The 24,781-nt window shown below is 40.1% G+C and carries 26 protein-coding genes; 22 read left to right on the top strand and 4 right to left on the bottom strand.

What is annotated here, in order from left to right:
• Positions 1-506: 506 nt before the first annotated feature.
• The 3 genes from rpsI to ACJMMI_RS07285 all read right to left on the bottom strand — a co-directional run bounded on the left by rpsI (position 507) and on the right by ACJMMI_RS07285 (position 2,362).
• Complete coding sequence (gene rpsI / locus ACJMMI_RS07295) at positions 507-908, bottom strand: 30S ribosomal protein S9 (protein ID WP_405354605.1); 402 nt, start codon at positions 906-908, stop codon at positions 507-509.
• 17 nt (positions 909-925) lie between these two features.
• Positions 926-1,354: a 50S ribosomal protein L13 gene (rplM, locus tag ACJMMI_RS07290; protein WP_405354604.1), complete on the bottom strand. Its 429-nt coding sequence runs from the start codon at positions 1,352-1,354 to the stop codon at positions 926-928.
• Positions 1,355-1,546: 192 nt separating this feature from the next.
• A complete protein-coding gene (locus tag ACJMMI_RS07285) occupies positions 1,547-2,362 on the bottom strand; it encodes a putative RNA methyltransferase (RefSeq protein WP_405354603.1) in 816 nt (271 codons plus the stop codon).
• 405 nt (positions 2,363-2,767) lie between these two features.
• Here ACJMMI_RS07285 and ACJMMI_RS07280 point away from each other — a divergent pair, with 405 nt between their 5' ends.
• The 22 genes from ACJMMI_RS07280 to ACJMMI_RS07175 all read left to right on the top strand — a co-directional run bounded on the left by ACJMMI_RS07280 (position 2,768) and on the right by ACJMMI_RS07175 (position 23,854).
• Positions 2,768-3,448 carry a dockerin type I repeat-containing protein gene (locus ACJMMI_RS07280; RefSeq protein ID WP_405354602.1) on the top strand — a complete coding sequence of 227 codons (681 nt, stop codon included), beginning with the start codon at positions 2,768-2,770 and terminating at the stop codon, positions 3,446-3,448.
• A gap of 37 nt (positions 3,449-3,485) precedes the next feature.
• Positions 3,486-4,331: a dockerin type I repeat-containing protein gene (locus ACJMMI_RS07275; RefSeq protein ID WP_405354600.1), complete on the top strand. Its 846-nt coding sequence runs from the start codon at positions 3,486-3,488 to the stop codon at positions 4,329-4,331.
• 12 nt (positions 4,332-4,343) lie between these two features.
• Entirely contained in the window at positions 4,344-5,207 is an 864-nt protein-coding gene (locus tag ACJMMI_RS07270) for a dockerin type I repeat-containing protein (RefSeq protein ID WP_405354599.1), read from the top strand.
• Positions 5,208-5,240: 33 nt separating this feature from the next.
• On the top strand, positions 5,241-6,053 hold the full coding sequence (locus ACJMMI_RS07265; protein ID WP_405354598.1) for a dockerin type I repeat-containing protein: 813 nt from the start codon (positions 5,241-5,243) through the stop codon (positions 6,051-6,053).
• A gap of 18 nt (positions 6,054-6,071) precedes the next feature.
• The gene (locus ACJMMI_RS07260) at positions 6,072-6,935 is read left to right on the top strand and encodes a dockerin type I repeat-containing protein (RefSeq protein ID WP_405354596.1); all 864 of its coding nucleotides are present in this window, start codon (positions 6,072-6,074) and stop codon (positions 6,933-6,935) included.
• Between the two features lie 778 nt (positions 6,936-7,713).
• Entirely contained in the window at positions 7,714-8,418 is a 705-nt protein-coding gene (locus ACJMMI_RS07255) for a DUF6198 family protein (RefSeq protein WP_405354595.1), read from the top strand.
• Positions 8,415-8,705 (top strand): putative quinol monooxygenase, encoded by a 291-nt coding sequence (locus ACJMMI_RS07250; protein WP_405354593.1) that lies wholly within the window; start codon positions 8,415-8,417, stop codon positions 8,703-8,705. Before ACJMMI_RS07255 ends, ACJMMI_RS07250 begins: the two co-directional genes overlap by 4 nt.
• Before the next feature lie 8 nt (positions 8,706-8,713).
• A complete protein-coding gene (locus tag ACJMMI_RS07245) occupies positions 8,714-9,874 on the top strand; it encodes a glycoside hydrolase family 3 protein (RefSeq protein ID WP_405354592.1) in 1,161 nt (386 codons plus the stop codon).
• 229 nt (positions 9,875-10,103) lie between these two features.
• Positions 10,104-10,427, top strand: a complete 324-nt coding sequence (locus tag ACJMMI_RS07240) for a DUF6442 family protein (protein WP_405354591.1) — start codon at positions 10,104-10,106, stop codon at positions 10,425-10,427.
• Positions 10,428-10,439: 12 nt separating this feature from the next.
• Positions 10,440-10,649, top strand: coding sequence for a helix-turn-helix transcriptional regulator (locus ACJMMI_RS07235; RefSeq protein WP_405354590.1), 210 nt, complete (start codon positions 10,440-10,442; stop codon positions 10,647-10,649).
• 299 nt (positions 10,650-10,948) lie between these two features.
• A complete protein-coding gene (locus ACJMMI_RS07230) occupies positions 10,949-12,172 on the top strand; it encodes an argininosuccinate synthase (protein WP_117706802.1) in 1,224 nt (407 codons plus the stop codon).
• A 162-nt stretch (positions 12,173-12,334) separates the two neighbouring features.
• A complete protein-coding gene (argH, locus tag ACJMMI_RS07225) occupies positions 12,335-13,711 on the top strand; it encodes an argininosuccinate lyase (protein WP_405354589.1) in 1,377 nt (458 codons plus the stop codon).
• A gap of 64 nt (positions 13,712-13,775) precedes the next feature.
• Positions 13,776-14,810, top strand: a complete 1,035-nt coding sequence (gene argC / locus ACJMMI_RS07220) for an N-acetyl-gamma-glutamyl-phosphate reductase (protein WP_405354587.1) — start codon at positions 13,776-13,778, stop codon at positions 14,808-14,810.
• Between the two features lie 61 nt (positions 14,811-14,871).
• On the top strand, positions 14,872-16,098 hold the full coding sequence (gene argJ, locus ACJMMI_RS07215; RefSeq protein ID WP_405354585.1) for a bifunctional glutamate N-acetyltransferase/amino-acid acetyltransferase ArgJ: 1,227 nt from the start codon (positions 14,872-14,874) through the stop codon (positions 16,096-16,098).
• Positions 16,099-16,594: 496 nt separating this feature from the next.
• Positions 16,595-17,452 carry an acetylglutamate kinase gene (argB, locus tag ACJMMI_RS07210; protein ID WP_405354584.1) on the top strand — a complete coding sequence of 286 codons (858 nt, stop codon included), beginning with the start codon at positions 16,595-16,597 and terminating at the stop codon, positions 17,450-17,452.
• 30 nt (positions 17,453-17,482) lie between these two features.
• Positions 17,483-17,914 (top strand): GNAT family N-acetyltransferase, encoded by a 432-nt coding sequence (locus tag ACJMMI_RS07205; RefSeq protein WP_405354583.1) that lies wholly within the window; start codon positions 17,483-17,485, stop codon positions 17,912-17,914.
• 15 nt (positions 17,915-17,929) lie between these two features.
• Positions 17,930-19,099 carry an aspartate aminotransferase family protein gene (locus tag ACJMMI_RS07200; protein ID WP_405354582.1) on the top strand — a complete coding sequence of 390 codons (1,170 nt, stop codon included), beginning with the start codon at positions 17,930-17,932 and terminating at the stop codon, positions 19,097-19,099.
• Position 19,100: 1 nt separating this feature from the next.
• A complete protein-coding gene (gene argF / locus ACJMMI_RS07195) occupies positions 19,101-20,027 on the top strand; it encodes an ornithine carbamoyltransferase (protein ID WP_405354580.1) in 927 nt (308 codons plus the stop codon).
• A gap of 177 nt (positions 20,028-20,204) precedes the next feature.
• Complete coding sequence (locus tag ACJMMI_RS07190) at positions 20,205-20,801, top strand: hypothetical protein (RefSeq protein WP_405354578.1); 597 nt, start codon at positions 20,205-20,207, stop codon at positions 20,799-20,801.
• 4 nt (positions 20,802-20,805) lie between these two features.
• Positions 20,806-21,495 (top strand): class D sortase, encoded by a 690-nt coding sequence (locus tag ACJMMI_RS07185; protein ID WP_405354576.1) that lies wholly within the window; start codon positions 20,806-20,808, stop codon positions 21,493-21,495.
• Positions 21,495-22,340, top strand: a complete 846-nt coding sequence (locus tag ACJMMI_RS07180) for a hypothetical protein (protein WP_405354575.1) — start codon at positions 21,495-21,497, stop codon at positions 22,338-22,340. Before ACJMMI_RS07185 ends, ACJMMI_RS07180 begins: the two co-directional genes overlap by 1 nt.
• A gap of 584 nt (positions 22,341-22,924) precedes the next feature.
• Positions 22,925-23,854, top strand: coding sequence for a hypothetical protein (locus ACJMMI_RS07175; RefSeq protein ID WP_405354573.1), 930 nt, complete (start codon positions 22,925-22,927; stop codon positions 23,852-23,854).
• Between the two features lie 79 nt (positions 23,855-23,933).
• Here ACJMMI_RS07175 and ACJMMI_RS07170 read toward each other — a convergent pair whose 3' ends face one another.
• Complete coding sequence (locus tag ACJMMI_RS07170; RefSeq protein ID WP_405354571.1) at positions 23,934-24,446, bottom strand: hypothetical protein; 513 nt, start codon at positions 24,444-24,446, stop codon at positions 23,934-23,936.
• Positions 24,447-24,781 lie beyond the last annotated feature (335 nt).

The raw sequence follows: 24,781 nt of genomic DNA, 5'->3' as shown, positions 1-24,781 counted from the left end.
CGGGCACAACAGAGATCACCTTTGAATCGCCAACGGTAAGAGTGAGCTCCTTGCTGTTCATCTCAAAGCCCTGCTGCTGGAAAAATCCACAACCCGAAAAAACCGCTATAAGCATTGAAGCGATGATTATTAAAGAAAGTGTTTTTTTCATAAAATCCCCTCGTTTTTACTGTGATTACAAAAAGCGGCAAAATCCGCCTTTTTATATCGTAAGTATAACATATTTTTACAAACTATTCAATACTTGCAAAGATTTTTTAGGTTAAAATAACAACAAAAAACAGGCCTCTCGATTTCTCGAAAGGTCTGATAAATAACCAAAATATATGATTATCTTTTTGAGAACTGTAGGAGCGTTAAGAAAGCAGTGCGGTGCACTGTTTTTAGCTCCGCCGCAGTCGGCTGTGCCGACGAGGACCCGAAGTTCTCAAAACGTAAAATAAAACTCCAAGACCACAAACTTGCAGTCTTGGAGTAAATAAACGGAATAAGAATATAAAACTCTTTTAACGTTTTGAGAACTGAGGCGCTCTACGTGCTCCCTTGAGACCGTATTTCTTACGCTCTTTCATTCTCGGGTCACGAGTGAGGAAGCCAGCCTTCTTAAGAGCAGGACGGAGTGCGTCGCTGTCATACTGAAGGAGTGCTCTTGAGATACCGTGACGGATTGCGCCAGCCTGACCTGTTACGCCGCCGCCTGAAACACGGCATACTACGTCAAACTTCTCGTCAGTCTCTGTAAGCGCGAGAGGCTGTCTAACGATGAGTTTGAGGGTTTCAAGACCGAAATAATCGTCGATATCGCGGTCGTTGATTGTGATTTTAACTGTGCCCTGGTACAGTCTTACACGGGCAACAGAGCTTTTTCTTCTGCCTGTACCGTAAAAATAAGGTGCCTTATCGTACATTAATTTCCGCCTCCTTCTTAAGCATCTAACATCTCAGGCTTCTGAGCCTGATGGTTGTGTTCCGCACCCTCAAAGAGTCTGAGTCTGAGGAGAGCGTTTCTGCCGAGAGTGTTTTTGGGAAGCATACCCTTAACAGCAAGTTCCATAGCCTTTGTTGGCTTTGTAGCCATAAGAGTATCGTAACGTGTTTCTTTGAGGTGGCCGATATAGCCTGTGTGACGCTGCCACTTCTTCTGAGTGAGCTTGTTGCCTGTTAATACAGCGTCCTTGCAGTTGATGATGATTACATGATCACCGCAATCTACATTTGGTGTAAATGTTGCCTTGTGCTTGCCTCTTAAAAGAACTGCTGCCTGAGTAGCAACTCTGCCAAGTGGCTTGCCAGCTGCATCAATTACATACCAGCTGCGTTCAATTTCGCTTTTTTTAGCTAAATATGTTGACATAACTAATCCTCCTATTAATTACTTGTGCCTTAGAATTATAATACATTTATTTTGCATTGTCAACACTTTTTTGCAAAAATTTAATTTACCGCAATGCAAACTTTAAAATACGCTTGTATTCTCTCTTATTCTTCTGTATCCTAATGTGTAATTTTAAAAAATATTTTTTAAAAACCTCAGTATTTATCGCAGTTATGCCTTTTTATATACAAGCACGCAAAACTCAATTTCTGTTCTAAGATTGTTTAATTTCTCAAGCTTTTGCTGGTCTGTGCGAGAGGTCTTGTAGTAGTAAGGAGTCATCTTGAAAAGGCTCTCAATCTCTGCGTTGTTGTTAAGCGAAATACTGTATTTAAGCTCCCTGCTTTCTGTAAGCTCAAAGCCGTCTATTTCCTTGTTTTCCTCAGGATTTTTAAGTGGATTGTCATAAATTGCTTTTTTAAGCGAATAGAGGTGGTTTTCAAGCGGAATAACCCTTAGCAGCACACCGCCGTTTTTCAGCACTCGGCGGTATTCATCGGGAGCAAAAGGTGAAAAGACATTCAGCACAGCGTCGCACGAATTATCAGCCACAGGCAGTGCAAACACGCTTGCTACGGCAAGGCGGATATTCTTACTGCGTTTTGCCGCTGCAATCAGGGCAAATTTTGAAATATCCACCCCCATTATGCTTGTACTTTTGCCGGCAAGTGATTTTTCGATTTTTTCGGTATAATAGCAGTCGCCACAGCCGGCGTCAAGCACACAGGCATTTTGCGGCACATATTTTTGTAAAAGCTCGCACATAAGGTCACACAAAGGCTTGTACGAATCTGTATTTAAAAACTCGGTTCTCGCCTCTATCATCAGCTTATCGTCACCATGACGCTTGTTTTTGGATTTATTACTTTGCAGCAGATTTACATATCCCTGTTTTGCACAGTCAAAACAGTGGTTATTCTCACATTTATATGTTCGCCCGTCAAGAGCAAGTTCTTTCTTGCAGACAGGACAGCAGAAATTCATCATAATATAACCGCCTTTCAAAAAGATAATAGCACAAAACATCATCAATAACAAGGAAAAATCCGGTCTATGTGCAAAGTGTAGTATTTTTTCTGTTACCGAATTAAAAATTCGGCTTTTTGCAATGTAGCTTTATTTTTTTGTATATTGTATAATATTGCTTGAATATGTAAAAACTTTATTGTTTTACAAAAATTTTCTATTGAGGGGATAAATAATGAAAAAAGTAATTTGTATTGCACTTTGTGCATTAATGACAGCGGGTTCGGTAATCGGGTAAACGCCACTACACCTCCGGGAATAGTCAGCTATGTTGATGTGCTTGATTCCAAAATCAACACCAAAAACAGCACGATAAATTTTTATACATATAATATAGGCTCGCATTCTTCGGGCGGTGCATATTTTATGAATACTTCAACGGATTCGGGAAAAGAAATCTTTAAGGTTAAATTTAAGGAGCTTATAGATTCACCGCAAACCTTTAACACTACAAAGGGTGCGGAATATTATTGTTACAAAACATTAATATATGGCGAAAGTCACAATCTGAAAAAGTTTAATTTTGACGATTTGGGTGATGAATATGTAAAGGTAAGCATAAATCTTTCATACCTTGACCGTAACTATTTTACTACAAGAGGCTACCATTGGGGCTATACACACAATGAGGAAAAGCTGTTTAAATTTATGCGTGAAACCACCGATACGGGATTTTTGGATTCAACACTCTATTTTATAAGCGGTAATGTTGTTTCTGCCGCTTCTCCTGATGAAAAAGGCAGAGTAGAGGTATATATAAGAACAAAAATCGGCAGTCCTACAACATACAGCACATACTTTGTTGAAAGAAAGAATAATAAAAACAATACAGACATTGGTGTGTCACACAGAGCAGTAGAAAAGCTTACATTTGGTAATATTGATCTCACAGGTGATGTTGATGTAAACGATGTTACCGCATTACAGCAGTACCTTGTAGGTTCGGTATCATTTGACAATTTACAGTCATTCTATGCCGATGTTAATCGTGACGGACTTTGCAATGTAAGCGATGTAACACAGCTTCAGCAGGAGCTTTTAAAGTAAGAATTTTCTATAAATTTATTACCCTGAGGAGAGTAAGATGAAAAAATTAATAAGCATTGCACTTTGTGCATTAATGACAACAGGCTCGGTACTTACTGCCAACGCGGCGGCAGGTCAGAATAAAAACTTTCAAGTTTTAGGCTCATCAATTAAAACACAGAACAACACAGCCACAATCTACACATACAATATGAGCAATTCCCCAAGAAGCGGAGTAAAACTCAAGGGAAGTACCACAAATAATGAATATAAATATATGTTCCAAGACAGTATTTCCTCACCAAAGGTATATGCTATGCCGTCAACCGAAGCATATAATATTTATACAGTTGTCGGCGGTTCGTCAAGCGGAAGCCAGTATGTTGATTTTAGAAATGCAGGCGGAGAATATGCCAAGGTGCGTATTAAGCTTTCTGCCATATCTTCTATGTTTAACGATGACGGTACACACACCAGTAGGGGACACGACTATAAATTCACCTATGAAGATCTCGGCAAAGGTCAATATTACGATTCCGTTCTGTTTTTCCAAAGTGGAGGAGTATTTACGGGAGTTACACCCGATCAAAACGGATATGCTGAAATTTATGTAAGCACAAAGGTTGACGAAAGAGTCAGATTTTATACAGATTATAATTACTGCAAGGGAAATACAATCGGCAGTGGCGGCGGTACAAACGGCTATGCCGTGAATCAGCTTACATTTGGTAACATAAATCAGGACTATTTTGTCAATGTAAACGATGTTACAGCATTACAGCAGTATCTTTCAGGCGACATAAAGCTTGATTCTTGGCAGATGTTCCATGCAGACATAAATCGTGACAGCAAGCGAGATGTAAGAGATGTTACAGCCTTACAGGACGCCTTAACACAAAAATAAAGAGGGTAAACAATGAAAAAACTTTTAAGCACAGTACTTGTGGCTGTTATGGCGGCAGGCTCGGTGATTACTGCCAATGCGGCAGATGCCAAGGAGGTAAAGCAGCACAAGGGTATAGAAATTTTAGGTTCGACAATAAATACCAAAAATAATAATATATATATCTATACATACAATATGAGCAAAGCACAAACGGGCGGATTTATGCTTGAGGGCGACAAAACAGGAAAGACCTATAAATATCTTTTTAAAAATTATAATTCAGCCCCAAAGACAATTACTTTGCCCTCCAACGAAGCGTATGATATTTGGACATGCGTTGCAAACGGTTCGGGTGGTGCTTCTACGGTAGATTTGACAAAGACAGGCGGAGAGTACATTAAAGTAAAAGCAAAGTTGTCGGTCATTGATCCAACCCATTTCAACAGCAACGGTACACACACCCAATCGGGACACACATACAATTTTACTTATCAAAAGGTAAAGGACGGATATTATGATTCCGTACTGTTTTTCCAAAGTGGCGGAGTTTTTACGGGAACTGCCCCGGACAGCAACGGTTGTGTTACCTTTTATATAAGTACAAAAGTAAACAGAGGAGTAAGATACTATACCGATTACGGTTATGCTGTAGGACTTTCAAGCGGCGGAGGCGGCGGCATCGGACATTTTATAGATGAACTTGCATTCGGTAATCTTAATTTTGACTACTCGGTCGATATAAACGATGTTTCGCTATTACAGCAATATCTTTCCGGTGATGCGGAATTTGACGCACTTCAGTTGCTTTATGCAGACATAAACCGTGATGGTCATAAGGATATATCTGATGTTACGGCTTTGCAGACAGCCGTTGCCGAATATTATGGATATTAAACTTTAATTTGTTTTAAATCAAGGAGAAAATCAATGAAAAAACTTTTAAGCATAGCACTTGTGGCTGTTATGGCGACAGGCTCGGTAATTACTGCAAATGCGGCTACAATTAAGGAGAACAAAAGCGTACAGGTGCTTGATTCAAGGGTGGACCTTGCAAACGATACCTTAAATGTGTTTACCTATAATCTTAGCAAAAACTCGCTTAGTGGCGTGTGTTTTTACGGCAAAAATACAGAAAAACAATATACTGTGCAATACAAGGATTGCATAGGGAAAAACATTGTTATTTCAATGCCTTCGAGTGAAAGATATACTCGCTTTGTTTTGTCGAACGGCTGCAGCAGCGGAAATTCCTATGCAGGCTATTCCTTTGCAAATACAGGCGGTGAGTATGTAAAGTTGAGGGTAAAGCTGGGCGAGGTTTCTAACTATTTTAACAGCGACGGTTCGTATACTGATACATACGGAAATGGAGTAACCTACACTCTCAGGGAAAATGAATCCAATCTCACTTTCTTTAGTGGCGGTGTGGCAAACGGTGTTGCACCTGACGAAAACGGCTGCGTGGAAATTTACATAAAGGCAGGACTTGATGCAGAAACCGCATTTTCAACTTATTTCCCTAATAACAACGGAATAATAAGTTTGTATGTGCCGATGCTTACCTTTGGTAATATTGACCTTGAGGGCAGTATAAATGTAAACGATGTTACACTTTTGCAGAGATACCTTGCCGGTAATACGGAATTTGACTCACTTCAGCTTTTTTACGCTGACATAAACCGTGACGGTAAAACAGATATCAAAGATGTTACAGACTTACAACAGGCTATTGCTAAATAAGAATAATGGAGTATGAAAATGAAAAAATTTGTATGTTTAGCTCTTTGTGCGGTGTTGACGGCAGGTGCGGCAGTAACCGTAAACGCAAAAACCGTTAAGCCGCATAAGGGTGTTGAGATTTATGGTTCAATAAAGAATATAGCAGATAACACACTTTTGGTTTCGGCGTACAATATTCCGTCCGATTATACAAATGGAGTATTATTTAAGGGAGGCGATACCCAAAAAAGCTACTCAATGAAGTTTGTTGACTGTAAAGACGGTGACAAAACACTTTTTATGCCGCCTACCGAAAAATACTCCCGCTATTTTAAAAGCGGTTCTGGTAACATATATGCAACCTTTACATTTGATGATAAAGGCGGAAGATATGTTAAGGCAAAAATAAATCTTCACGAGGTAGCTCCGGATTATTTTAACGAGGACGGCTCGCACACAGAGAACTTCTCAAGTGTTGGTAATCACGATTATAAATTCAAATACGAAGATTTAAAAGAAGGCAGATATTTTAATTCAGCCCTGTACTTCCAGAGCGGCGGTGCTGTAACAGGAGTAGTTCCGGATAAGGACGGTTGCGTGGAAATTTATCTTTCTACTAAAATTAATGAACGAACAGACTACTGCACAACATATTCTTACCGCACAAAAAATGCAGTCGGCGGTGGCGGCGGTACTACCGGCTCCGGTGTAAGCATCTTGCGATTCGGAAATATTGACCTTTACAGCACGGTGGATGTAAACGATGTTACTTTACTTCAACAGTACATTTCCGGAGATGCTGAGCTTGATTCGCTCCAGTATTATTACGCAGATACAAACTTTGACGGTAAGCGTGATGTAAGAGATGTTACTACCTTGCAGCAAGCAATAGCAGGACAATAATAAAAATTTATACTTAACGCAGCTCCGACCGAGGAATATTTCTTGGTCGGAGTTTTTGCAGTCATCTGAAAATTTGTTTTGTAAAAACGGGTACTGTGTTTAATAGATTCTTGCGGTTTGGTAATTGTGGTTTTTATTATGAGAAGATAGTTTGCTAAATAATAGTTTTCTTGTTCCCGACAATAACTTAGTAATGGTCGGGAGCTAAAGTTTTAAAATTGTCTATGTTTTCTGCTCGGACAAAGAAATTTAGGTCGAGCCTTTTTAAAGGCTCGTGGGTTTGGGCAACGCCCAAGAAAAGTTGTTTCTATTGCAAATTTTCAGGCACAAACAGCAACGCTGTTTGTGTGTTAAAGCAAAGTTTGATAAAACAGGCGACAGCCATTTAAAAGAAATAATTCATTTATAAATAATAACAGTTTTTTATGATGCTGTCGCAGTTATAATGCTCACGCTGTTGAGTTCAAGTCACCAAACAGCAGGCTGTTTGCGTAATAGAAAAGTATTTGTGGGCATTGCCCACACCCACAACCTTTGAAAAAGGTTGACCAAATTTTTATGTCCGAGTAGAAAATTTAGGCAAATCTCAAAACTTTTAACTCCCGACCATTACCGAGTCATTGTCGGGAAAAAGAAAATTATTATTTTGCAAACTATCTTCTCGTAATAAAAGCCATAATTTAATGCCCCTCAACATTTAGTATAGAATCTTACACATTGATTTTTTATAAGCGTTGCAGTAAAATAATATAGGTATTTATTTTATGGGGTTGATATTATGGAAGAAAAATCAGAACAAGAAGAAAAACAAGGACAAAAAAGACTTTTTCGTGGCGAGCTTGCATTGCTTATTGCCGTAATTATCAATAGCTTCGGCGTGGTGCTTATGCTTTACTCCGGTGCAGGCATATCCGCAATTTCAAGCGTACCATATGCCTTTTCGGAGGTACTGCCGTTTTTGTCGCTCGGCACATGGACTTATATTTTTCAAGGCATACTTGTGCTAAGTCTTATGGTAATGCGTAAACGCTTTGTACCAAACTACCTTTTCAGCTTTGTAGTAGGCTTTGCTTTTGGCGAATGTATGGATTTGCACGAATTATGGATAAATATTCTGCCGAAAAATCTGTTTTTGTGCATTGTCTATTTTATAGCCAGCTATATTCTCATAAGCATTGGAATTGCACTTTCAAACCGTTGTAAGCTTCCGATTATTCCTACAGACCTGTTCCCAAGAGAGCTTTCGGATATTACAAAGGTGGGTTATCCGAAAATCAAAATCGGTTACGACCTCACCTGTCTTGCAATTACGGCAGGACTTACTTTCTTCTGCCTTGGCTACCTTGACGGGCTCGGCATAGGAACAATACTTGCAGCCTTTACAATGGGCAAGGCAGTTGGTATAATAGGCACATACATAGATAAATTCTTTTATTTTGAAACCTTTAAAACGCTCAGAAAGCCAAAAGGGGAAATACAATGAACGAAATAACACTTATTGTAAGATATAAAATAAAAAACGGCAAAATGCAGAACTTTTTGTCTGCACTCAAAGACGAGGGATTTCCCGAGGTTGTGCAGGGTGAAAACGGTTGTATTGCGTATGACTACTTTGTGCCTACTTTTGGCGGACAAAATGAAGTTTTGCTTGTGGAAAAATGGCAGTCCGAAAAATTGCAAAAGGCACACCTTGCCACACCGCATATGCAAAAGATGAAAGCTTTTAAAGACGATTATGTGGCGGATACATCAGTAGAAATTTTTAAATGAGGGATAAAATGAAAACTAAAAAAATTATAACTTCTGTACTTGCAGCGGCAATGCTTGCCACTGTATTTGCGGGTTGCGGCAATTCGACTGAAAGTTCAGATGCACAGTCACAGACCGAGCCGAGCACCGCTCCTACAGTTGCCGAAACCACCGCTCCCACAGACCCATATGCAGACATTGACGATATGGTTTCTAAAATGACGGTCGAGGAAAAGGTGGGACAGCTTTTTTATGTGAATTGCAGGGGTAACGATATGACCGATGCAATCAACAATTACCATATCGGTGGAGTTTTGCTGTTTGGTGTTGACTTTGACGGCAAAACTAAGGACGAGGTGAATGTCACAGTAAAAGCTATGCAGTCGGCATCTACAATTCCGCTTATTATCGGCACTGACGAAGAGGGCGGTACGGTTGTGCGTGCAAGCGACAATACAAATCTGCGAGATACTCCGTACCTTTCGCCGAGCAATACATTTGCAAACGGCGGCTGGAGTGCCATTGAAGATGATGCCTACGATAAGGCGGAGTTTCTGCTTTCACTCGGTGTGAATGTAAATATGGCACCTGTGTGCGACATCACATCTGACCCCGACGCTTTTATGTACTACAGGTCATTTTCAAGTGATGCCGACAGCACAAGCCGATTTGTTGACACAGTAGTAAAGGCAAGCAAGGAAAAGCACCTTGGTACTGTGCTCAAGCATTTCCCGGGCTATGGCAATAACGGTGATACTCATTATTCGTCGGCAACTGACGGAAGAGTGTATTCCGAACTGCAAAACAATGATTTTCTGCCGTTTCAGGCAGGCATAGACGCAGGTGCAGACAGTATTCTCGTGTCACACCTCATAGTAAATTCAATAGACAGCGAAAACCCCGCTTCGCTCTCTGAGTCTGTGCACGAGGTTATAAGGGATACGCTTAAATTTGACGGAGTTGTTATGACCGATGACCTTGATATGTTTGCCGTTGATGCCCTTGACATTTACGAGACACTCTCGGTTGCCGCTTTTAAGGCAGGCAACGACTTCCTGTGCTGCGGAGATATTGACTCCGAATATCCGGCACTTCTCGCCGCTGTGCAGAACGGAGAAATCACAACCGCCAGACTTGATGAATCTGTAAAAAGAATATTAATTTGGAAAAGAAACCTTGCAATTTTATAAACCCTTGCCCGACTATGTAAAAACAGTCGGGCATTTTTAGTGTGACAATATGTATGCTCTTGATGAAAACCGCTGCAAGAATTATTTAACAACCGTTAACATAGTTATTAACATTTTTACTTGCTTGTATTTAGTGATATAAGAAAATTAAATTAAAAATCTATTGACAAGTTTACTTTGCAATGTTATAATGTGCTTGACAATAAAACTTGGCAAGGAGATGCTTTTTATGGATAAGGAAAAAATTTTAGAACTTAGCAGAGAAGAGAATAAAAATCAGGATATTTATGAAAAAGAAGTGCTTGTTTCAGGCTATAAATATTCTTGTATTGTTGCAGCAGTTTTGGCTACTGTATTTTTTATTTTACAAATATTTGCCGGCGGTGGTATGAACTACGGTTTGTATGCTGTTGTGTTTGCAATGCCTATGGCAGGTTTCTGGGTGAAGTATATTAAAATGCACAGAAAGCACGAGCTTTTGGTTGCTATACTTTACACAATATGTGTTGCTTTTATGTCAGCAGGTTATATTTACAGCTTAATTAACGCATAAATTAGAGGCAATATGGACGATAAACTTATACTAAAAAATAATCTAAAACAAATTCGCAATGATAAAGGAATGTCGCAGGCTCAGCTTGCTAAAATTGTGGGTGTGTCAAGAAATACAATAAGCTCTATTGAAACAGGGCAGTTTAACCCTACAGCAAAGCTTGCTTTGATTTTGTGCATTGCACTTGACAAGAAATTTGAAGATTTGTTTTACTTTGATTAACAATCAAAAATGAATATTCAGTGTGAATATTCATTAAAATATACATTTTATGCAAAAATAAATTTAAAAAATGAATATTCATTTTTTCTGCATATATACATATTTATACATTTATTCAAAGTTTATGCTGACCGTAAAGTTTAATTTGCAGTAAAAGCTTGCCGAACTTGCAAGAAAATAAGTGCAAAATTCACAATATTACAAACTACTGAATAATTATTCAAAAAATACTTGATTTTTCCTACAGAAAGCGTATAATGTAAGAGTAATATAAATCATTTCTTTTGGAGGAAATAAAAATGGCTGACAATAAAATTAAAAAAGTTGTTCTCGCTTATTCAGGCGGACTTGATACTTCTATTATTATTCCTTGGTTAAAGGAAAACTACGACAACTGCGAGGTTATCGCTGTTTCAGGTGATGTTGGACAGGGTACAGAGCTTGACGGTCTTGAGGAAAAGGCTATTAAGACAGGTGCTTCAAAGCTTTACATTGAAGACCTTAACAAGGAATTTGTTGATGAGTACATCATTCCTACAGTTAAAGCAGGTGCGGTTTACGAGGGCAAGTACCTCCTCGGTACATCATTCGCTCGTCCTATCATTGCAAAAAGACTTGTAGAAATCGCTAAGGCAGAGGGTGCAGACGCTATCTGCCACGGCTGCACAGGTAAGGGTAACGATCAGGTTCGTTTTGAGCTTGCTATCAAGGCTTACGCTCCTGATATGAAGATTATCGCTCCTTGGAGAACATGGGAATTCAAGAGCCGTGAAGATGAAATTGAGTACGCTGAAAAGCATAACATTCCGCTCAAGATTAACCGTGAAACAAACTATTCTAAGGATAAAAACCTCTGGCATTTGAGCCACGAAGGTCTTGACCTTGAAGATCCTGCAAACGAGCCAATGTACAACAAGGAAGGCTTCCTTGAGCTTGGCGTTTCACCTGAGCAGGCTCCTGACAAGGCTGAGTATGTTACAATTTCATTTGAAAAGGGTGTTCCTACAAAGCTTAACGGCGAGGAAATTGATTCTGTAGAGCTTATCAAAGAGCTTAACAAAATCGGCGGCAGAAACGGTGTTGGTATCACAGATATCGTTGAGAACCGTCTTGTTGGTATGAAGGCTCGTGGCGTTTATGAAACTCCAGGCGGTACAATCCTCTACGCAGCACACAACAAGCTTGAGGAAATCTGCCTTGACAAGGATACACTCCACTACAAGAAGAATCTTTCAAACACATTTGCTGAGCTTGTTTATGACGGCAAATGGTACACACCGCTTCGTGAGGCTCTCTCAGCATTCGTTGACAGCACTCAGGAGTATGTAACAGGTGATGTTAAGTTAAAGCTTTACAAGGGCAACATCATTGACGCAGGCGTTACAAGCCCATATTCACTTTATGATGAGGAAATCGCAACCTTTGACGAGGATCAGGTTTACGATCAGAACGACAGTGCAGGCTTCATCAACCTCTTTGGTCTTCCAATCAAGGTTCGTGCTAAAAAGGGTCTTATTAAGTAATTTGTACTTATAGACTTTTGTATGAATTAAAATAATTATTCCGGTTCGGGGGCAGGGAGATTCTCTGTCCCTGACAGTTGTTTATACGGATATTTTCAAACAGCAATATTATCTGTTAATATTGCAAAATTTAACAACCATTCATTAACCTGAGGTGATTATATGCAGCTTTGGAAGGGCAGATTTAAAAAGGAACTTTCAAAAACCACTAACGATTTTAACAGCTCAATCTCATTTGACAGCCGTATGTATAAAGAGGACATCGAGGGCAGTATTGCCCACGCAACAATGCTCGGCAGATGCGGCATTATCAAAGAGGAAGAGGCTGAGGATATAGTGCAGGGATTAAAGGGTATCCTTGCAGACATTGAAAACGGTACTCTCCATATTGATATGGAGGCAGAGGACATTCACACCTTTATCGAGGGTGAGCTTACAAAGAGAATTGGCGACAACGGCAAGCGACTTCACACATCAAGAAGCCGTAACGACCAGGTAGCTGTTGATATTAAGCTTTACCTTAAAAAGGAAGTTGTAAATGTAAAGAAGCTCGTTGTTGACCTTATCAAGGTTATTGCCGATAAGGCAGAAAAATACAGCGAAACCGTTATGCCGGGTTATACCCACTTGCAGAGAGCACAGCCAATCACCTTTGGTCATCATCTTTTAGCCTATGGCGAAATGCTTTTAAGAGATGTGTCAAGGCTTGAGGATTGCTTAAAGAGAATGGACGAAATGCCGCTCGGCTCTTGTGCTTTAGCCGGCACAACCTACCCGATTGACAGAACAATCACAGCCGAGCTGCTTGGCTTTGAGAGAATTACCAACAACTCGCTTGACGGTGTATCCGACAGAGATTACTGCATTGAATTTGCGTCTGTTCTTTCTATTATTATGGTGCATCTTTCAAGATTTTCTGAGGAAATCATTATGTGGTGCAGTTGGGAATTCAAGTTTATTGAGCTTGATGACGCATTTTCAACCGGCTCATCAATTATGCCACAGAAAAAGAACCCTGATATTGCAGAGCTTGTTCGTGGCAAAAGCGGCAGAGTTTTCGGCGACAATATGACATTGCTCACAATTATGAAGGGCATTGCACTTGCGTATAATAAAGATATGCAGGAGGACAAGGAGGCAATTTTTGACGCTGTAGATACAGTAAAAATGTGCCTTACAGCCTTTACTCCTATGCTTGATACAATGAGAGTTATTCCACAGAATATGCGTAAGGCTGCCGCAGGCGGATTTATTAACGCTACTGACTGTGCAGACTGGCTCACAAAGAACGGTGTTCCGTTCAGAGATGCCTACAAGGCAACAGGCGAGCTTGTTGCAAGATGTATTGAACTTAACACAGACCTTGAAAACCTCCCGATTGAGGAGTACAAAAAGGTTTGCGATGTATTTAATGACGATGTTTACAGAGCAATTTCACTTGAAACCTGTACAAACGAGAGAAAAGCATTCGGCGGCCCTGCCTCTGAGAATGTAAAAGCACAGGCAAAGCGTGTGGCTGAGATTGCTAAGAATTTATAATTGATTAATTGGCTTTCCTCTGAGGAAAAGCTTTAGAGAATCAACATACAAAGGATTGATTAAGATGATAAAAGCAGGTATTGTGGGTGCTACCGGTTATGCCGGTGCTGAGCTTGTAAGACTTCTTACAGGTCACCCTGAGGCTGAGATTTCGGCTATCAGTTCTGTTTCTTTTGAGGGACAGAAGCTGAGCGATGTTTACCCATCATATACATTTTTAAACGATATGGTCTGCGAGGATCAGGACGCTGTTGTTGAAAAGAGCGATGTAATCTTTGCGGCACTTCCACACGGACTTTCTCAGGAGCTTGCCGAAAAGTGCATCAGTGCCGGCAAGGCTTTCATTGACCTCGGTGCAGACTTCCGTCTTGAGAGCGAGGAGGAGTACACCGAATGGTACGGCGGTACTTTCCTTGACAAAAAACTTCACGAGGAGTCTGTTTACGGACTTCCTGAGTTTTTCAGAGATAAAATCAAGGGTAAAAGATTAATTGCAAACCCGGGTTGCTACACTACCTGTTCTCCGCTTGCCATTGCTCCGGCTGTTGCAAACGGACTTGTCAGCACAAAGGGCATCATCTGTGACTGCAAAAGCGGCGTAACAGGTGCAGGCAGAAAGCCGACTCAGGGCAACCATTTCCCTGAGCTTAACGAAGGTTTTCACGCATACAAGGTCGCCTGCCACCGCCACACTCCTGAAATTGAGCAGACGCTTTCAAAGCTTTCCGGTGAAGATGTAACAATTACATTTGTGCCGCATCTTTTACCGGTAAACAGAGGTATTCTCGCTACTGTTTACGCTGACATCAACGAGGGCGTTACATTTGAGCAGATAAGAAAAGCTTACGAGGACTTTTACAAGGATGAATTCTTTGTAAGACTTCTTGATGACGGCAAGTGTGCCGATATTCACAATGTACGCTACTCAAACTTCTGTGATGTTTCTATTCATCACGATAAGAGAGCAAACAAGCTTGTTGCCTGTGCGGCTATTGACAATATGGTCAAGGGTGCAGCAGGTCAGGCTATTCAGAATATGAATATTATTTTTGGACTTGACGAAAAGACAGGTCTTGTAATCGTTCCGCCTGCTTTTTAATTATTGATTACAATGATATTGCAATTTGATTAACAAAAAACTACAAAATGGAGGCTTTATTATGGGAAACTATAGATTTATCGAAGGCACAGTTACTTCTCCAATGGGCTTTACAGCAGCCGGTATTTGTGCGTCAATCAAGCCGTCAAACAAAACAAAGCGTGACCTTGCGTTGATTTATTGCGACACTCCCTGTACTGCGGCGGCTGTTTATACTAAAAACCTTGTTAAAAGCTCTGCTATTGAGGTAACAAAAAAGCACCTTGAGGACGGTGTTGCTCAGGCAATTATCGTAAACTCAGGCAATGCAAACACCTGCAACGCAAACGGCTATGATATTGCAAATCATATGTGCCTTATTGCAGGCGAAACTCTCGGCGTAAAGGCGGAAGATGTTATTGTTGCATCAACGGGCGTTATCGGTCAGCCGCTTCCGATTCAGCCTATCTTAAAGGCTTGTGTTTATATGAAGGGTCACCTTACAAAAGAGGGCGGCACAGACGCAGCCGAGGCTATTATGACTACAGATACAGTCAAAAAAGAAATGGCTATGCAGATGGAGCTTGACGGCAAAACTGTTACAATCGGCGGTATCGCAAAGGGCAGCGGTATGATTCATATTAATATGGGTACAATGCTTTCATTTGTTACAACCGATGCGGCTGTTTCTTCCGATATGCTCAGAGAGGCTTTGCGTGAGGCAGTTGAGGACAGCTACAATATGGTAAGCGTTGACGGTGACACCTCTACAAACGATACCCTTGCTATTATGGCATCCGGCAAGGCAGGCAACAAGATGATTACCAACAAAAACGAAGATTACTATACATTTGTAAGCGGACTCACCGCAGCATTCAGAGCACTTGCCAAAAAGCTTGCCGGTGACGGCGAGGGTGCAACAAAGCTTCTTGTGTGCAAGGTTGAGGGTGCTAAGAGCAAACAGGATGCTATTAAGGTATCAAAAAGCATTATCGGCTCAAGCCTTGTTAAGGCGGCAATGTTCGGCTCTGATGCAAACTGGGGCAGAGTACTTTGTGCAATCGGCTACAGCGGTGCAGATGTAGATGTTAAAAAGGTTGATGTTTCCTTTGAGTCTGCAAAGGGCAATATCCTTGTGTGCAAGGACGGTGCAGGCGTTGAGTTCTCAGAGGAGAAGGCAAAGGAAATTTTGCTTGAAAAGGAAATCAACATTCTTGTGTCATTAAATGACGGCTTTGGTTATGCCGAGGCTTATGGCTGTGACCTTACTTATGACTATGTAAAAATCAACGGTGACTACAGAACTTAATTTAAGTTCTGTTTTGTATGTTGGATAATTTCGGAATGTGTTGTTTGCAGAGGTTGGGAAAACTTTGTTTGAATTATTACAGACTTTATTCCCGAACAAAAAAGTTTGGTCAACCTTTTTAAAGGTTGCAGGTGTGGACAGAGTCCACATAACTTTTTGCTTACGCAAAACTCTGATAGCAAAACAGCTTGCTGTTTTGCGACTTAAACACGATGGCAAAAGCCATATAAATGCGATAGCATCATAAAAAGGAAACATTTCTTTAATTTATAAATTATTTATTTTAAAAGGCTGTCGCCTGTTTTTTCAAACTTTGCTTTAACACACAAACAGCAATGCTGTTTGTGCCTTATAAATTGTAATAAGCAAAACTTTTCTTGGGCGTTGCCCAAACCCACGAGCCTTTAAAAAGGCTCGACCTAAATTTTTTATTATTTATCCAACTCTTACAAACAAACTAAAAATCAAACAGGCATTAAATTTATATTCAGGGGTAATGAAAATGGATACTAACAAAAGAGCAAAAGTCTTAATACAAGCTATGCCGTATATCCGCAAATTCAGCGGTGAAACAATCGTAGTAAAATACGGCGGCAACGCAATGGTAAACGATAAACTGAAAAGTGCCGTTATGAGCGATATTGCACTTATGCGACTTGTAGGTGTAAATGTTGTGCTTGTTCACGGCGGAGGCCCTGAAATAAATGCAATGCTTAATGCTGTTGGTAAGGAAAGCAAGTTTGAAAACGGAATGCGTGTTACCGACAAAGAAACTATTGATATTGTGCAGATGGTGCTTGCAGGCAAGGTAAACAAAAACCTTGTTCAGCTTATGGAAAAGCACGGCGGCAAGGCAATCGGTCTTTGCGGTCTTGACGGCAATATGCTTATGGCTGAAAAGCTTGTCACCAGTGCGGATCTCGGCTATGTGGGCGAGATTAAAGAGGTTAATCCTGAGCCGCTTAAAAATGTTATTGACAACGGTTATATTCCTATTGTCGCTACAGTTGCAAACGGCTATGACGGTAATGTATATAATGTAAACGCAGACATCGCAGCCGCTCACATTGCAGCTAAAATCGGTGCTAAAAAGCTTATTCTTATGACAGACATCAGAGGACTTTTAAGAGATGTAAACGATGAAAATTCGCTTATTTCTGTTGTAAATGTCAGTGAAGTGCCTATGCTCAAGCGTGAGGGCATCATCAAGGGCGGTATGATTCCTAAGATTGACTGCTGTGTTGAGGCAGTAAGAAGCGGCGTAAGCAGAGCACATATTATTGACGGCAGAATCGAACATTCTATCCTCATTGAGATGTTCAGTGATGAGGGTATCGGCACAATGTTCTATTAATAAATTTGGGCAGTTAGTAGGGAAACAGATATGACTATCAGAGAAATGACAATAGCAGATTACGAAGAGGTGTTCGCCCTTTGGCAAATTACCTCTAAAAGAGCCTTGTCTAAGGCAGACGAAAAGGCTAAAATTGAGTCTTACCTAAATCGCAGTGAGGGTATGAGCAAGGTTGCCGTTATTGACGGCAAAATTGTAGGTACTGTTCTTGCAAGTCATGACGGCAGACGAGGATTTATTCACCATATGGCGGTTCTGCCGGATTACCGAAGAAAAAGAATCGGACACGAGCTTGCTAAAAGTGCTATCGAGGCGATTAAAAATCAGGGAATAGACAAAACCCACATCTTCTGCTATCAGAACAACACCACAGGTCAGAGCTTTTGGCAGGATTTCGGCTTTAAAAAGCGTGAGGACATATTTGTTTTTTCCTTTAATAATGAAGATATAGACAACACCTAAAAGGGGAGTGGGAGAATGAACACAAAGGAAAAAGATTCGCAGTACATAATGCACACCTATGGCAGATATAATGTAGCTTTAAAAAGCGGCAAGGGTGCAACTGCTTATGATGAGGACGGCAAAAAATATATAGATGTAGCGTCAGGCATTGGTGTAAACAGCCTTGGCTGGTGCGAGGACGGCTGGGTAAAGGCAGTCAGCGAGCAGGCAGGCACAATTCAGCATATGTCTAACTATTTTTATTGCCCACAGGCAAGCAATCTTGCCGAAAAGCTTTGTACACTCACAGGCTTTTCAAAGGTTTGCTTTGGCAACAGCGGTGCTGAGGCTAACGAATGTGCAATCAAGGTTGCAAGAAAATACAGCTTTGACAAATACGGCTCAGAGCGTAATGAGATTATCACTCTCAACAATTCTTTCCATGGCAGAACAGTAACCACTCTTTCAGCTACAGGACAAGATGTTTTTCATAACTACTTTTTCCCGTTTACACAGGGATTTTCATATGTAGATGCAAACGATATTGACGCTCTTAAAAATGCCGTAACCGACAAAACCTGTGCGGTTATGCTTGAGCTTATACAGGGCGAGGGCGGTGTGAATATCCTTGACAAGGACTATGTGCAGAGCCTTGTTAAATTCTGCAACGAAAAGGATATTTTAGTTATCGTTGACGAGGTGCAGACAGGTGCAGGCAGAACAGGCAAGCTTTTTGCTTTCCAGAATTACGATGTAAAGCCTGACATTTTCACAGTTGCAAAGGGCATTGGCGGCGGACTTCCAATCGGTCTTTGCGTTTGCGGCGAAAAGCTTAAGGATGTTATGTCACCGTCAACACACGGCACAACCTTTGGTGCAAATCCTGTTGTTTGTGCAGGTGCAAACTATGTGCTTGACAAAATCTCAAAGCCTGAGTTCCTTTCAGAGGTTGAGGCTAAGGGCAAGTATATTGAGGAAAAGGTTCTTAAAATGAACGGCGTAAAGGCAGTTCGCAGAATGGGTCTTATGATTGGCATTGAGCTTGAGAACGCAGACGCTCACGATATTGCAGCTAAATGCGTAGAAAACGGACTTATTATCATTACTGCAAAGTCACTTCTCAGAATGTTGCCGCCGCTTAACATTACTAAAGAAGAAATTGACGCAGCACTTGCTATTCTTGATAAAACATTAAAGGAGAATTAAAATGAAGCATTTACTTAAACTTGAGGACTGGTCAACAGAAGAAATCATCAATACACTCAACCTTGCTGACCAGCTTAAATATGAGCAGAAACACGGCATTGAGCATAAAATTCTTGCAGGCAAAACTCTCGGTATGATTTTTGAGAAGTCAAGCACAAGAACAAGAGTATCTTTCGAGGTTGGTATGACACAGCTCGGCGGCTACCCACTCTTCCTTTCATCAAATGATTTACAGATTGGCAGAGGTGAGCCTGTACAGGATACCGCAAGAGTTCTCTCTCGTTTCCTTGACGGTATTATGATCAGAACCTTTAAGCAGGAAGAGGTTGAGGCTCTTGCCGAGTACGGTTCTATTCCGATTATCAACGGTCTTACAGATTACTGCCACCCATGTCAGGTACTCGCTGACCTTATGACAATTCGTGAGTTCAAGGGTAAGCTTGAGGGACTTAAAATGTGCTTTATCGGTGACGGCAACAATATGATGAATTCACTTATCGTTGGTGCACTCAGCACAGGTATGTCATTCTCAGCAGCTTGTCCTAAGGGCTATATGCCGCCTGAGCACATCATTGAGTTCGGCAAAAAGTACGGCAACGGCAACTTTGAAATCGTTGAAGACCCAATGGAGGCTGCAAAGAACGCTGATGTTGTTTACACAGATGTTTGGGCGTCTATGGGACAGGAAGAGGAGAAGAAGATCAGAGAGCAGGCATTTGCAGGCTATCAGGTAAACAAGGAGCTTATGGATGTTACAAATCCTGAGTGTATGGTTCTCCACTGCTTGCCGGCTCACCGTGGTGAGGAAATTACTGCCGATGTTTTTGAGGCTCACGCCAACGAAATCTTTGAAGAGGCAGAAAACCGACTCCACGCTCAGAAAGCAGTGCTTGTTGAGTGCATGTCAGACAAGAAAATTCGTGAATAATGACAAAAAATATCCTATAAACAGTTTTGTTTACATAGAAGAAATAAAAATTCCTAAATTTTAACAAATAGTATTTACAAATAACAATATTTATGTTAGAATACTGTTATAAAGCGGATATTAGCATTACTTAAGCTATTGCGGTTCGCTTATAAAATTAAGAGAGGCGGTATAAAAATGAAAAAGTTATCAGCAATTATTGCAGCTTCAACAATCGTTGCTATGGCAAGCGTTCCAGCTTTTGCTGCAGGCATTAATAGTGCAGAGCAGGCTGTTCTTGACAAGCTCTCTTCTGTAAACGCAAGCTATAACGATGGTTTTGTAACAAATGCAACAGAGATGCTCAATCAGGCAGAAAACTACTTCAACACTATTGATATGACAGACGCTGAGTCTAAGGAAATCATCGCAGACATCGAGGCTGGCGAGAATTACCTCAAGTCACAGGGTGCTTCAAGTGTTAAGGAGCTTAACGCTGCTCAGAAGCAGGAGCTTTTCGGTTATGGCCAGAAGGCTGCTAATGTTGTAGGCGTAACAGTTTCTTATGATAAGGCTACAAAGACTGTTTCTGCTACAGATAAGAACGGTAACGCTATTGTTAGCACAAAGATTACAACTGACAGCAAGGGTAACACAGTTACTTCAAGCACAGCTATCGCTACAACAGGTGCAAATGTAAACACACTTGCAATCGCAGTAGCAGCAGGCTCAGCAGTAGCTATTGCAGCCGGTGCAACAGTTGTTCTTACAGCTAAGAAAAAAGAAAGAGCTTGATTTAATGTCTGATACAAATATCGGACACAGGCATAGAAAAATTGGTGGGAAGAGTTTTATAATTCTTCCCTCTATATTTTTTGTGGCAATTTATTTAATAGCCTACCTTGCTATTTCTCCGTCAGCTAATTTATTGGCTGCGGCAGGATTAATGTTTTCTGACTCGGCAAGGAACTATTCCACAGAATATAATAACATTTTTGTGCCGGTGTCGAATGATACCAGTGAAAAAATTTCAATTAATGATATAGAATACCCAAAGACCGGTGAACAGTTTGGTGAGCTTATCATTGAGGATTGCTCAATCGAAAATAAGCTTTTCTTTGGTGACAGCAATGTTGTGCTCAGAAACGGCGTTGGCGTTTATAACGGCAGCTTTATTCCGGGCTATGGAAAAACTATTCTTGTGGCAGGTCACAACAATACATACTTTAACGGACTAAAAAACGCAGAAAAGGGACAGCAGGTAGTTGTTAAGACAAGCTACGGCAACTATACCTACGAAATTACCTCTACTGCGGTAAAAAAGGCAACCGATACATCAGCCTATGACCTCTCGGCAGATACAGAAAACCTCATTATGTACACTTGCTATCCTTTTGATGAGCTTGGTCTTACAGACCAGAGATTTTTTGTGTACGCAAAGTATGTTTCAGGCCCTGTTATAGTTAAATCAGCAGAGGAGGGTATGTGATGCAGCACTCAACTTCCTCTAATATAAAAAAAATAATTCATCTTATATTGTCCTTTATTATGGCTATATTGCTTACTGCTCTTACGGTAGCAGGTGTACTTCAGTTTACATTGTTAAATGAAAGCTTTATGCTTGACACAATGGATACATGCAATTATTTTGCGGAAAAAAGAACTGAAATCACAAGAAGTCTTACCGACCTTGGCTACGCAAGCGGACTTGATGAGGATTTTTTTGAGGATTTCCTTGATGTAGTTATGCTCCATAACGATACTTCTAATTACCTTGACGATTATTATTCGGGTGACGGAAGTGTGGTTGATAAGACCGCATTCAAGCAGGCTTTCAATACCTCGCTTGACAGCTATATTTCTAAAAAGGGAATTGACCCTGCAAGCGTGTCACAGGAAAATCGTGATTATCTTATAAATGAGGCGGCTAAAATTTATAAGCAGTCGCTTGAATTGCCTTTCTTTGGCAGAATTGCGGGCAGATTTCAGAATTTAAAGACAATTATTCCGTATGTTATCGGATTTTGTCTTGTGATGATTGCCTTGCTTTGTGTAATTATTGTGCTTACTTCAAAGTGGAAGCACAGAGCGGTACGATATATATGCTACGCAACCTCAGCAACATTCCTTACAACAGCAGTGTTGCCGGCGGTGATTTTAATTTCGGGAAAAATCAATACATTCAACATTGCTTCAAGAGCAACATATATGCTTTTTGTAGCGTTTGCTAACAATATGTTAGTAGCGATGCTTGCATGCTCAGCATTTTTCCTTTTGATTTCAATCGCATTGTTTATGCTTTATAAAAATCTGTATGGCAAAGTAAGCGATTAATTTTACTTGAAAGTGCAGTTTAATTGGATATCGAAATATTAAAGACCAACCTTTGTCGGGTTGGTCTTTTGTTATGATGATAAGTTTGATAATTAAATTATGATTTAGCAGATAGTTTGGATAAATAATATAAAATTTAGGTCGAGCCTTTTTAAAGGTTCGTGGGTTTGGGCAAAGCCCAAAAAAGCTGTTTCTATCGCATTTCATATGGCACAAACAGCAACGCTGTTTGTATGTTAAAGCAAAGTTTGATAAAACAGGCGACAGCCATTATAAAGAAATAATTTTTATTAAATAAGAACGAATTTTTGTGTTGCTGACGCAATTATAAGGCTTTTGCCATTGGCGATTGAACCGCAAAACCGCAAGCTGTTTTGCTATCAAAAAATTTATATAATCTAAAGTATTGTGGGCTTTGCCCACACCTACAACCTTTGAAAAAGGTTGACCAAATTTTTATTTTCAAGTAGAAAGCATATGCACATTGTAAATCTTTTAACTCCCGACCGCTACTAAGTTGTTGGTGCTTTTACATCTTGGGCAAATTTCTGGTATTGAAATTTACTTTTTGCAGTGGTATTATTATGAAAAGATATACTTTTGTGAAATGTGGGATGTGTATGGGTTGGACGGCTGTTGATGCAAAAGATTACAATTACAAAGTACGCAAACCGAAGTTTCAGCTTGCATATAAATTGCTTGCCGGTGTGCAGTTTGCCACGATTTTAATCACACTTGCCAACATAGTGTATTCGTTGATTACAAGACGAACGGCATATTTCTTTGGAAGCTTGTTTTACAGCGGAGTACCCTGCTACAGGTTTTCTCTGCACCACCATTGGTATGACCTTTTTATGGTGCTGTTTCTGACGGCACTCATTATTTTTTGCTCGGTCAACTCCCTGCGGGAAACCATTGGCAAAACCGACCAGAGCATAATTATTCCGATAAAATATCTTATGTTTAACTTGTGTGCGATGGGTTCAACGCTGTTATTTGCAGCTAATAAAGATTTTGAGTACACTGTAAGTTTATCCCATACTCGTTTTTTTGTTTATACCAGCGGTTATATTTTTTATTGTATCTCTGCTCTGATTGTTCTCGTTTTAAAGTTTGTTGAGCATACGGAATATTTTGATAAAATAGGTGATATGGATGAGAGCTGCAGACCCCAAAAACACCCTGCGTGGAATTATGCAACCTATGGCAGAAAGATACTGATAATTTACGCATTGGAGGTCTTCTTTTTTCTGTTTTCGCTGTTTTTCTTATATTACAGTTACAAGGAAAGAGACCGGTTTTGCATTGTAACGCTCACATATATAAGCGTAATAGTCATGTTGCTTACTTTTTTGTTTTCTTATGGTTATAGCTTAAAATTATACACAACACGAGCCTATGAACCTGATCCTCCGAAAGGTTTATTTAAGAAAAAATTTATACACGCCCTAATATCAATTGGTGTGTTTGCTCTGACTTATGTGCCGCTTTGGCTTGTTAATACTTTTATTTAATGCAAAAACGCAGTCCTTATGTTTTGGACTGCGTTTTCGCTTGGGTAATTATTTATTTGAAGTTTAGGGAAAGGCTTAATTAGTTTGTGAAAAGCTCGCTTCTCTTGCTGTAATATACTGCATAAATTGCGATTTCAATAATACCTATGATTGCTGAGCCAATGATAGTAATAATGTGTGTCATTGAAAAACCGAGAACAATGATTGAAGTAAGTGCATAAGCAATGCCGATAAATGACGATACACCGAGAGCTGCATATAAAAGCTTAGGTGCGTTTTTCTTAAAGCCGGCAAGCTTGAATCTTGTTACAATGTAGAAAACAGCCATAAGTACAGAGAAGACACCAAAAAGAATGTCAAATGTTTGCATCATTGGGTGCTGTGCGTAAATTTCCGCACTGTTGTAAATGATGTTTGAACCGTTAATTGCGGTGTGAATATGTCCGTTAAAATACGAAATTGATGAAAAGGCTGATGAAATGGCGGCAACGAACAGTGCAAAGTAGATTGTGAACTTGTGCCATTTCATTTTGCAACCTGTATTTGTTGAGTTTGTCATACCTGCTGTTGTATTAGTCATTGTGTTTGTCATAATAATTTCTCCTTTTATTTGAAAGTTTGTTTGAGTTGTTGTTTTGTGTAACTCTTAATCTGTGACTATAGTATAGCACCCCGATAATGACAACATCGTGACAAATAAAAGGGAAATTCAAAATTTTTTAAATTTTTTGTCCGAGTAGAAAACATAGGGAAAATTCAGAGTGTTTAACTTCCGACTGCTATCAAGTCTTTGTCGTGAATAAGAAAATTATGGTTTAGCAACGGTCAGGAAATTTTTGCTTGAATTATTACGGACTTTATACTCGAAAATAAAAATTTGGTCAACCTTTTTAAAGGTTGTGGGTGTGGGCAAAGCCCACAAATACT

Origin of the sequence: Ruminococcus sp., from assembly GCF_045129435.1 — a bacterium.
Classification (GTDB): Bacteria; Bacillota; Clostridia; order Oscillospirales; family Acutalibacteraceae; genus Ruminococcoides.
Note: the sequence above shows the minus strand (reverse complement) of the source record. Positions and strands in the feature narration are given on the sequence as shown.

Excerpts from the sequence above, each read along its gene's own strand:
- ACJMMI_RS07205 (WP_405354583.1), top strand. The coding sequence starts at position 17,483 with ATGACTATCAGAGAAATGACAATAGCAGATTACGAAGAGGTGTTCGCC.
- argJ (WP_405354585.1), top strand. The coding sequence starts at position 14,872 with ATGGGAAACTATAGATTTATCGAAGGCACAGTTACTTCTCCAATGGGC.
- ACJMMI_RS07185 (WP_405354576.1), top strand. The coding sequence starts at position 20,806 with ATGTCTGATACAAATATCGGACACAGGCATAGAAAAATTGGTGGGAAG.
- ACJMMI_RS07175 (WP_405354573.1), top strand. The coding sequence starts at position 22,925 with ATGAAAAGATATACTTTTGTGAAATGTGGGATGTGTATGGGTTGGACG.
- argH (WP_405354589.1), top strand. The coding sequence starts at position 12,335 with ATGCAGCTTTGGAAGGGCAGATTTAAAAAGGAACTTTCAAAAACCACT.
- ACJMMI_RS07275 (WP_405354600.1), top strand. The coding sequence starts at position 3,486 with ATGAAAAAATTAATAAGCATTGCACTTTGTGCATTAATGACAACAGGC.
- ACJMMI_RS07280 (WP_405354602.1), top strand. The coding sequence starts at position 2,768 with ATGAATACTTCAACGGATTCGGGAAAAGAAATCTTTAAGGTTAAATTT.
- argF (WP_405354580.1), top strand. The coding sequence starts at position 19,101 with ATGAAGCATTTACTTAAACTTGAGGACTGGTCAACAGAAGAAATCATC.
- ACJMMI_RS07285 (WP_405354603.1), bottom strand. The coding sequence starts at position 2,362 with ATGATGAATTTCTGCTGTCCTGTCTGCAAGAAAGAACTTGCTCTTGAC.
- ACJMMI_RS07250 (WP_405354593.1), top strand. The coding sequence starts at position 8,415 with ATGAACGAAATAACACTTATTGTAAGATATAAAATAAAAAACGGCAAA.
- ACJMMI_RS07260 (WP_405354596.1), top strand. The coding sequence starts at position 6,072 with ATGAAAAAATTTGTATGTTTAGCTCTTTGTGCGGTGTTGACGGCAGGT.
- ACJMMI_RS07255 (WP_405354595.1), top strand. The coding sequence starts at position 7,714 with ATGGAAGAAAAATCAGAACAAGAAGAAAAACAAGGACAAAAAAGACTT.
- argB (WP_405354584.1), top strand. The coding sequence starts at position 16,595 with ATGAAAATGGATACTAACAAAAGAGCAAAAGTCTTAATACAAGCTATG.
- ACJMMI_RS07265 (WP_405354598.1), top strand. The coding sequence starts at position 5,241 with ATGAAAAAACTTTTAAGCATAGCACTTGTGGCTGTTATGGCGACAGGC.
- ACJMMI_RS07230 (WP_117706802.1), top strand. The coding sequence starts at position 10,949 with ATGGCTGACAATAAAATTAAAAAAGTTGTTCTCGCTTATTCAGGCGGA.
- ACJMMI_RS07235 (WP_405354590.1), top strand. The coding sequence starts at position 10,440 with ATGGACGATAAACTTATACTAAAAAATAATCTAAAACAAATTCGCAAT.
- ACJMMI_RS07170 (WP_405354571.1), bottom strand. The coding sequence starts at position 24,446 with ATGACAAACACAATGACTAATACAACAGCAGGTATGACAAACTCAACA.
- rpsI (WP_405354605.1), bottom strand. The coding sequence starts at position 908 with ATGTACGATAAGGCACCTTATTTTTACGGTACAGGCAGAAGAAAAAGC.
- rplM (WP_405354604.1), bottom strand. The coding sequence starts at position 1,354 with ATGTCAACATATTTAGCTAAAAAAAGCGAAATTGAACGCAGCTGGTAT.
- ACJMMI_RS07180 (WP_405354575.1), top strand. The coding sequence starts at position 21,495 with ATGCAGCACTCAACTTCCTCTAATATAAAAAAAATAATTCATCTTATA.
- ACJMMI_RS07245 (WP_405354592.1), top strand. The coding sequence starts at position 8,714 with ATGAAAACTAAAAAAATTATAACTTCTGTACTTGCAGCGGCAATGCTT.
- ACJMMI_RS07190 (WP_405354578.1), top strand. The coding sequence starts at position 20,205 with ATGAAAAAGTTATCAGCAATTATTGCAGCTTCAACAATCGTTGCTATG.
- ACJMMI_RS07240 (WP_405354591.1), top strand. The coding sequence starts at position 10,104 with ATGGATAAGGAAAAAATTTTAGAACTTAGCAGAGAAGAGAATAAAAAT.
- ACJMMI_RS07270 (WP_405354599.1), top strand. The coding sequence starts at position 4,344 with ATGAAAAAACTTTTAAGCACAGTACTTGTGGCTGTTATGGCGGCAGGC.
- argC (WP_405354587.1), top strand. The coding sequence starts at position 13,776 with ATGATAAAAGCAGGTATTGTGGGTGCTACCGGTTATGCCGGTGCTGAG.
- ACJMMI_RS07200 (WP_405354582.1), top strand. The coding sequence starts at position 17,930 with ATGAACACAAAGGAAAAAGATTCGCAGTACATAATGCACACCTATGGC.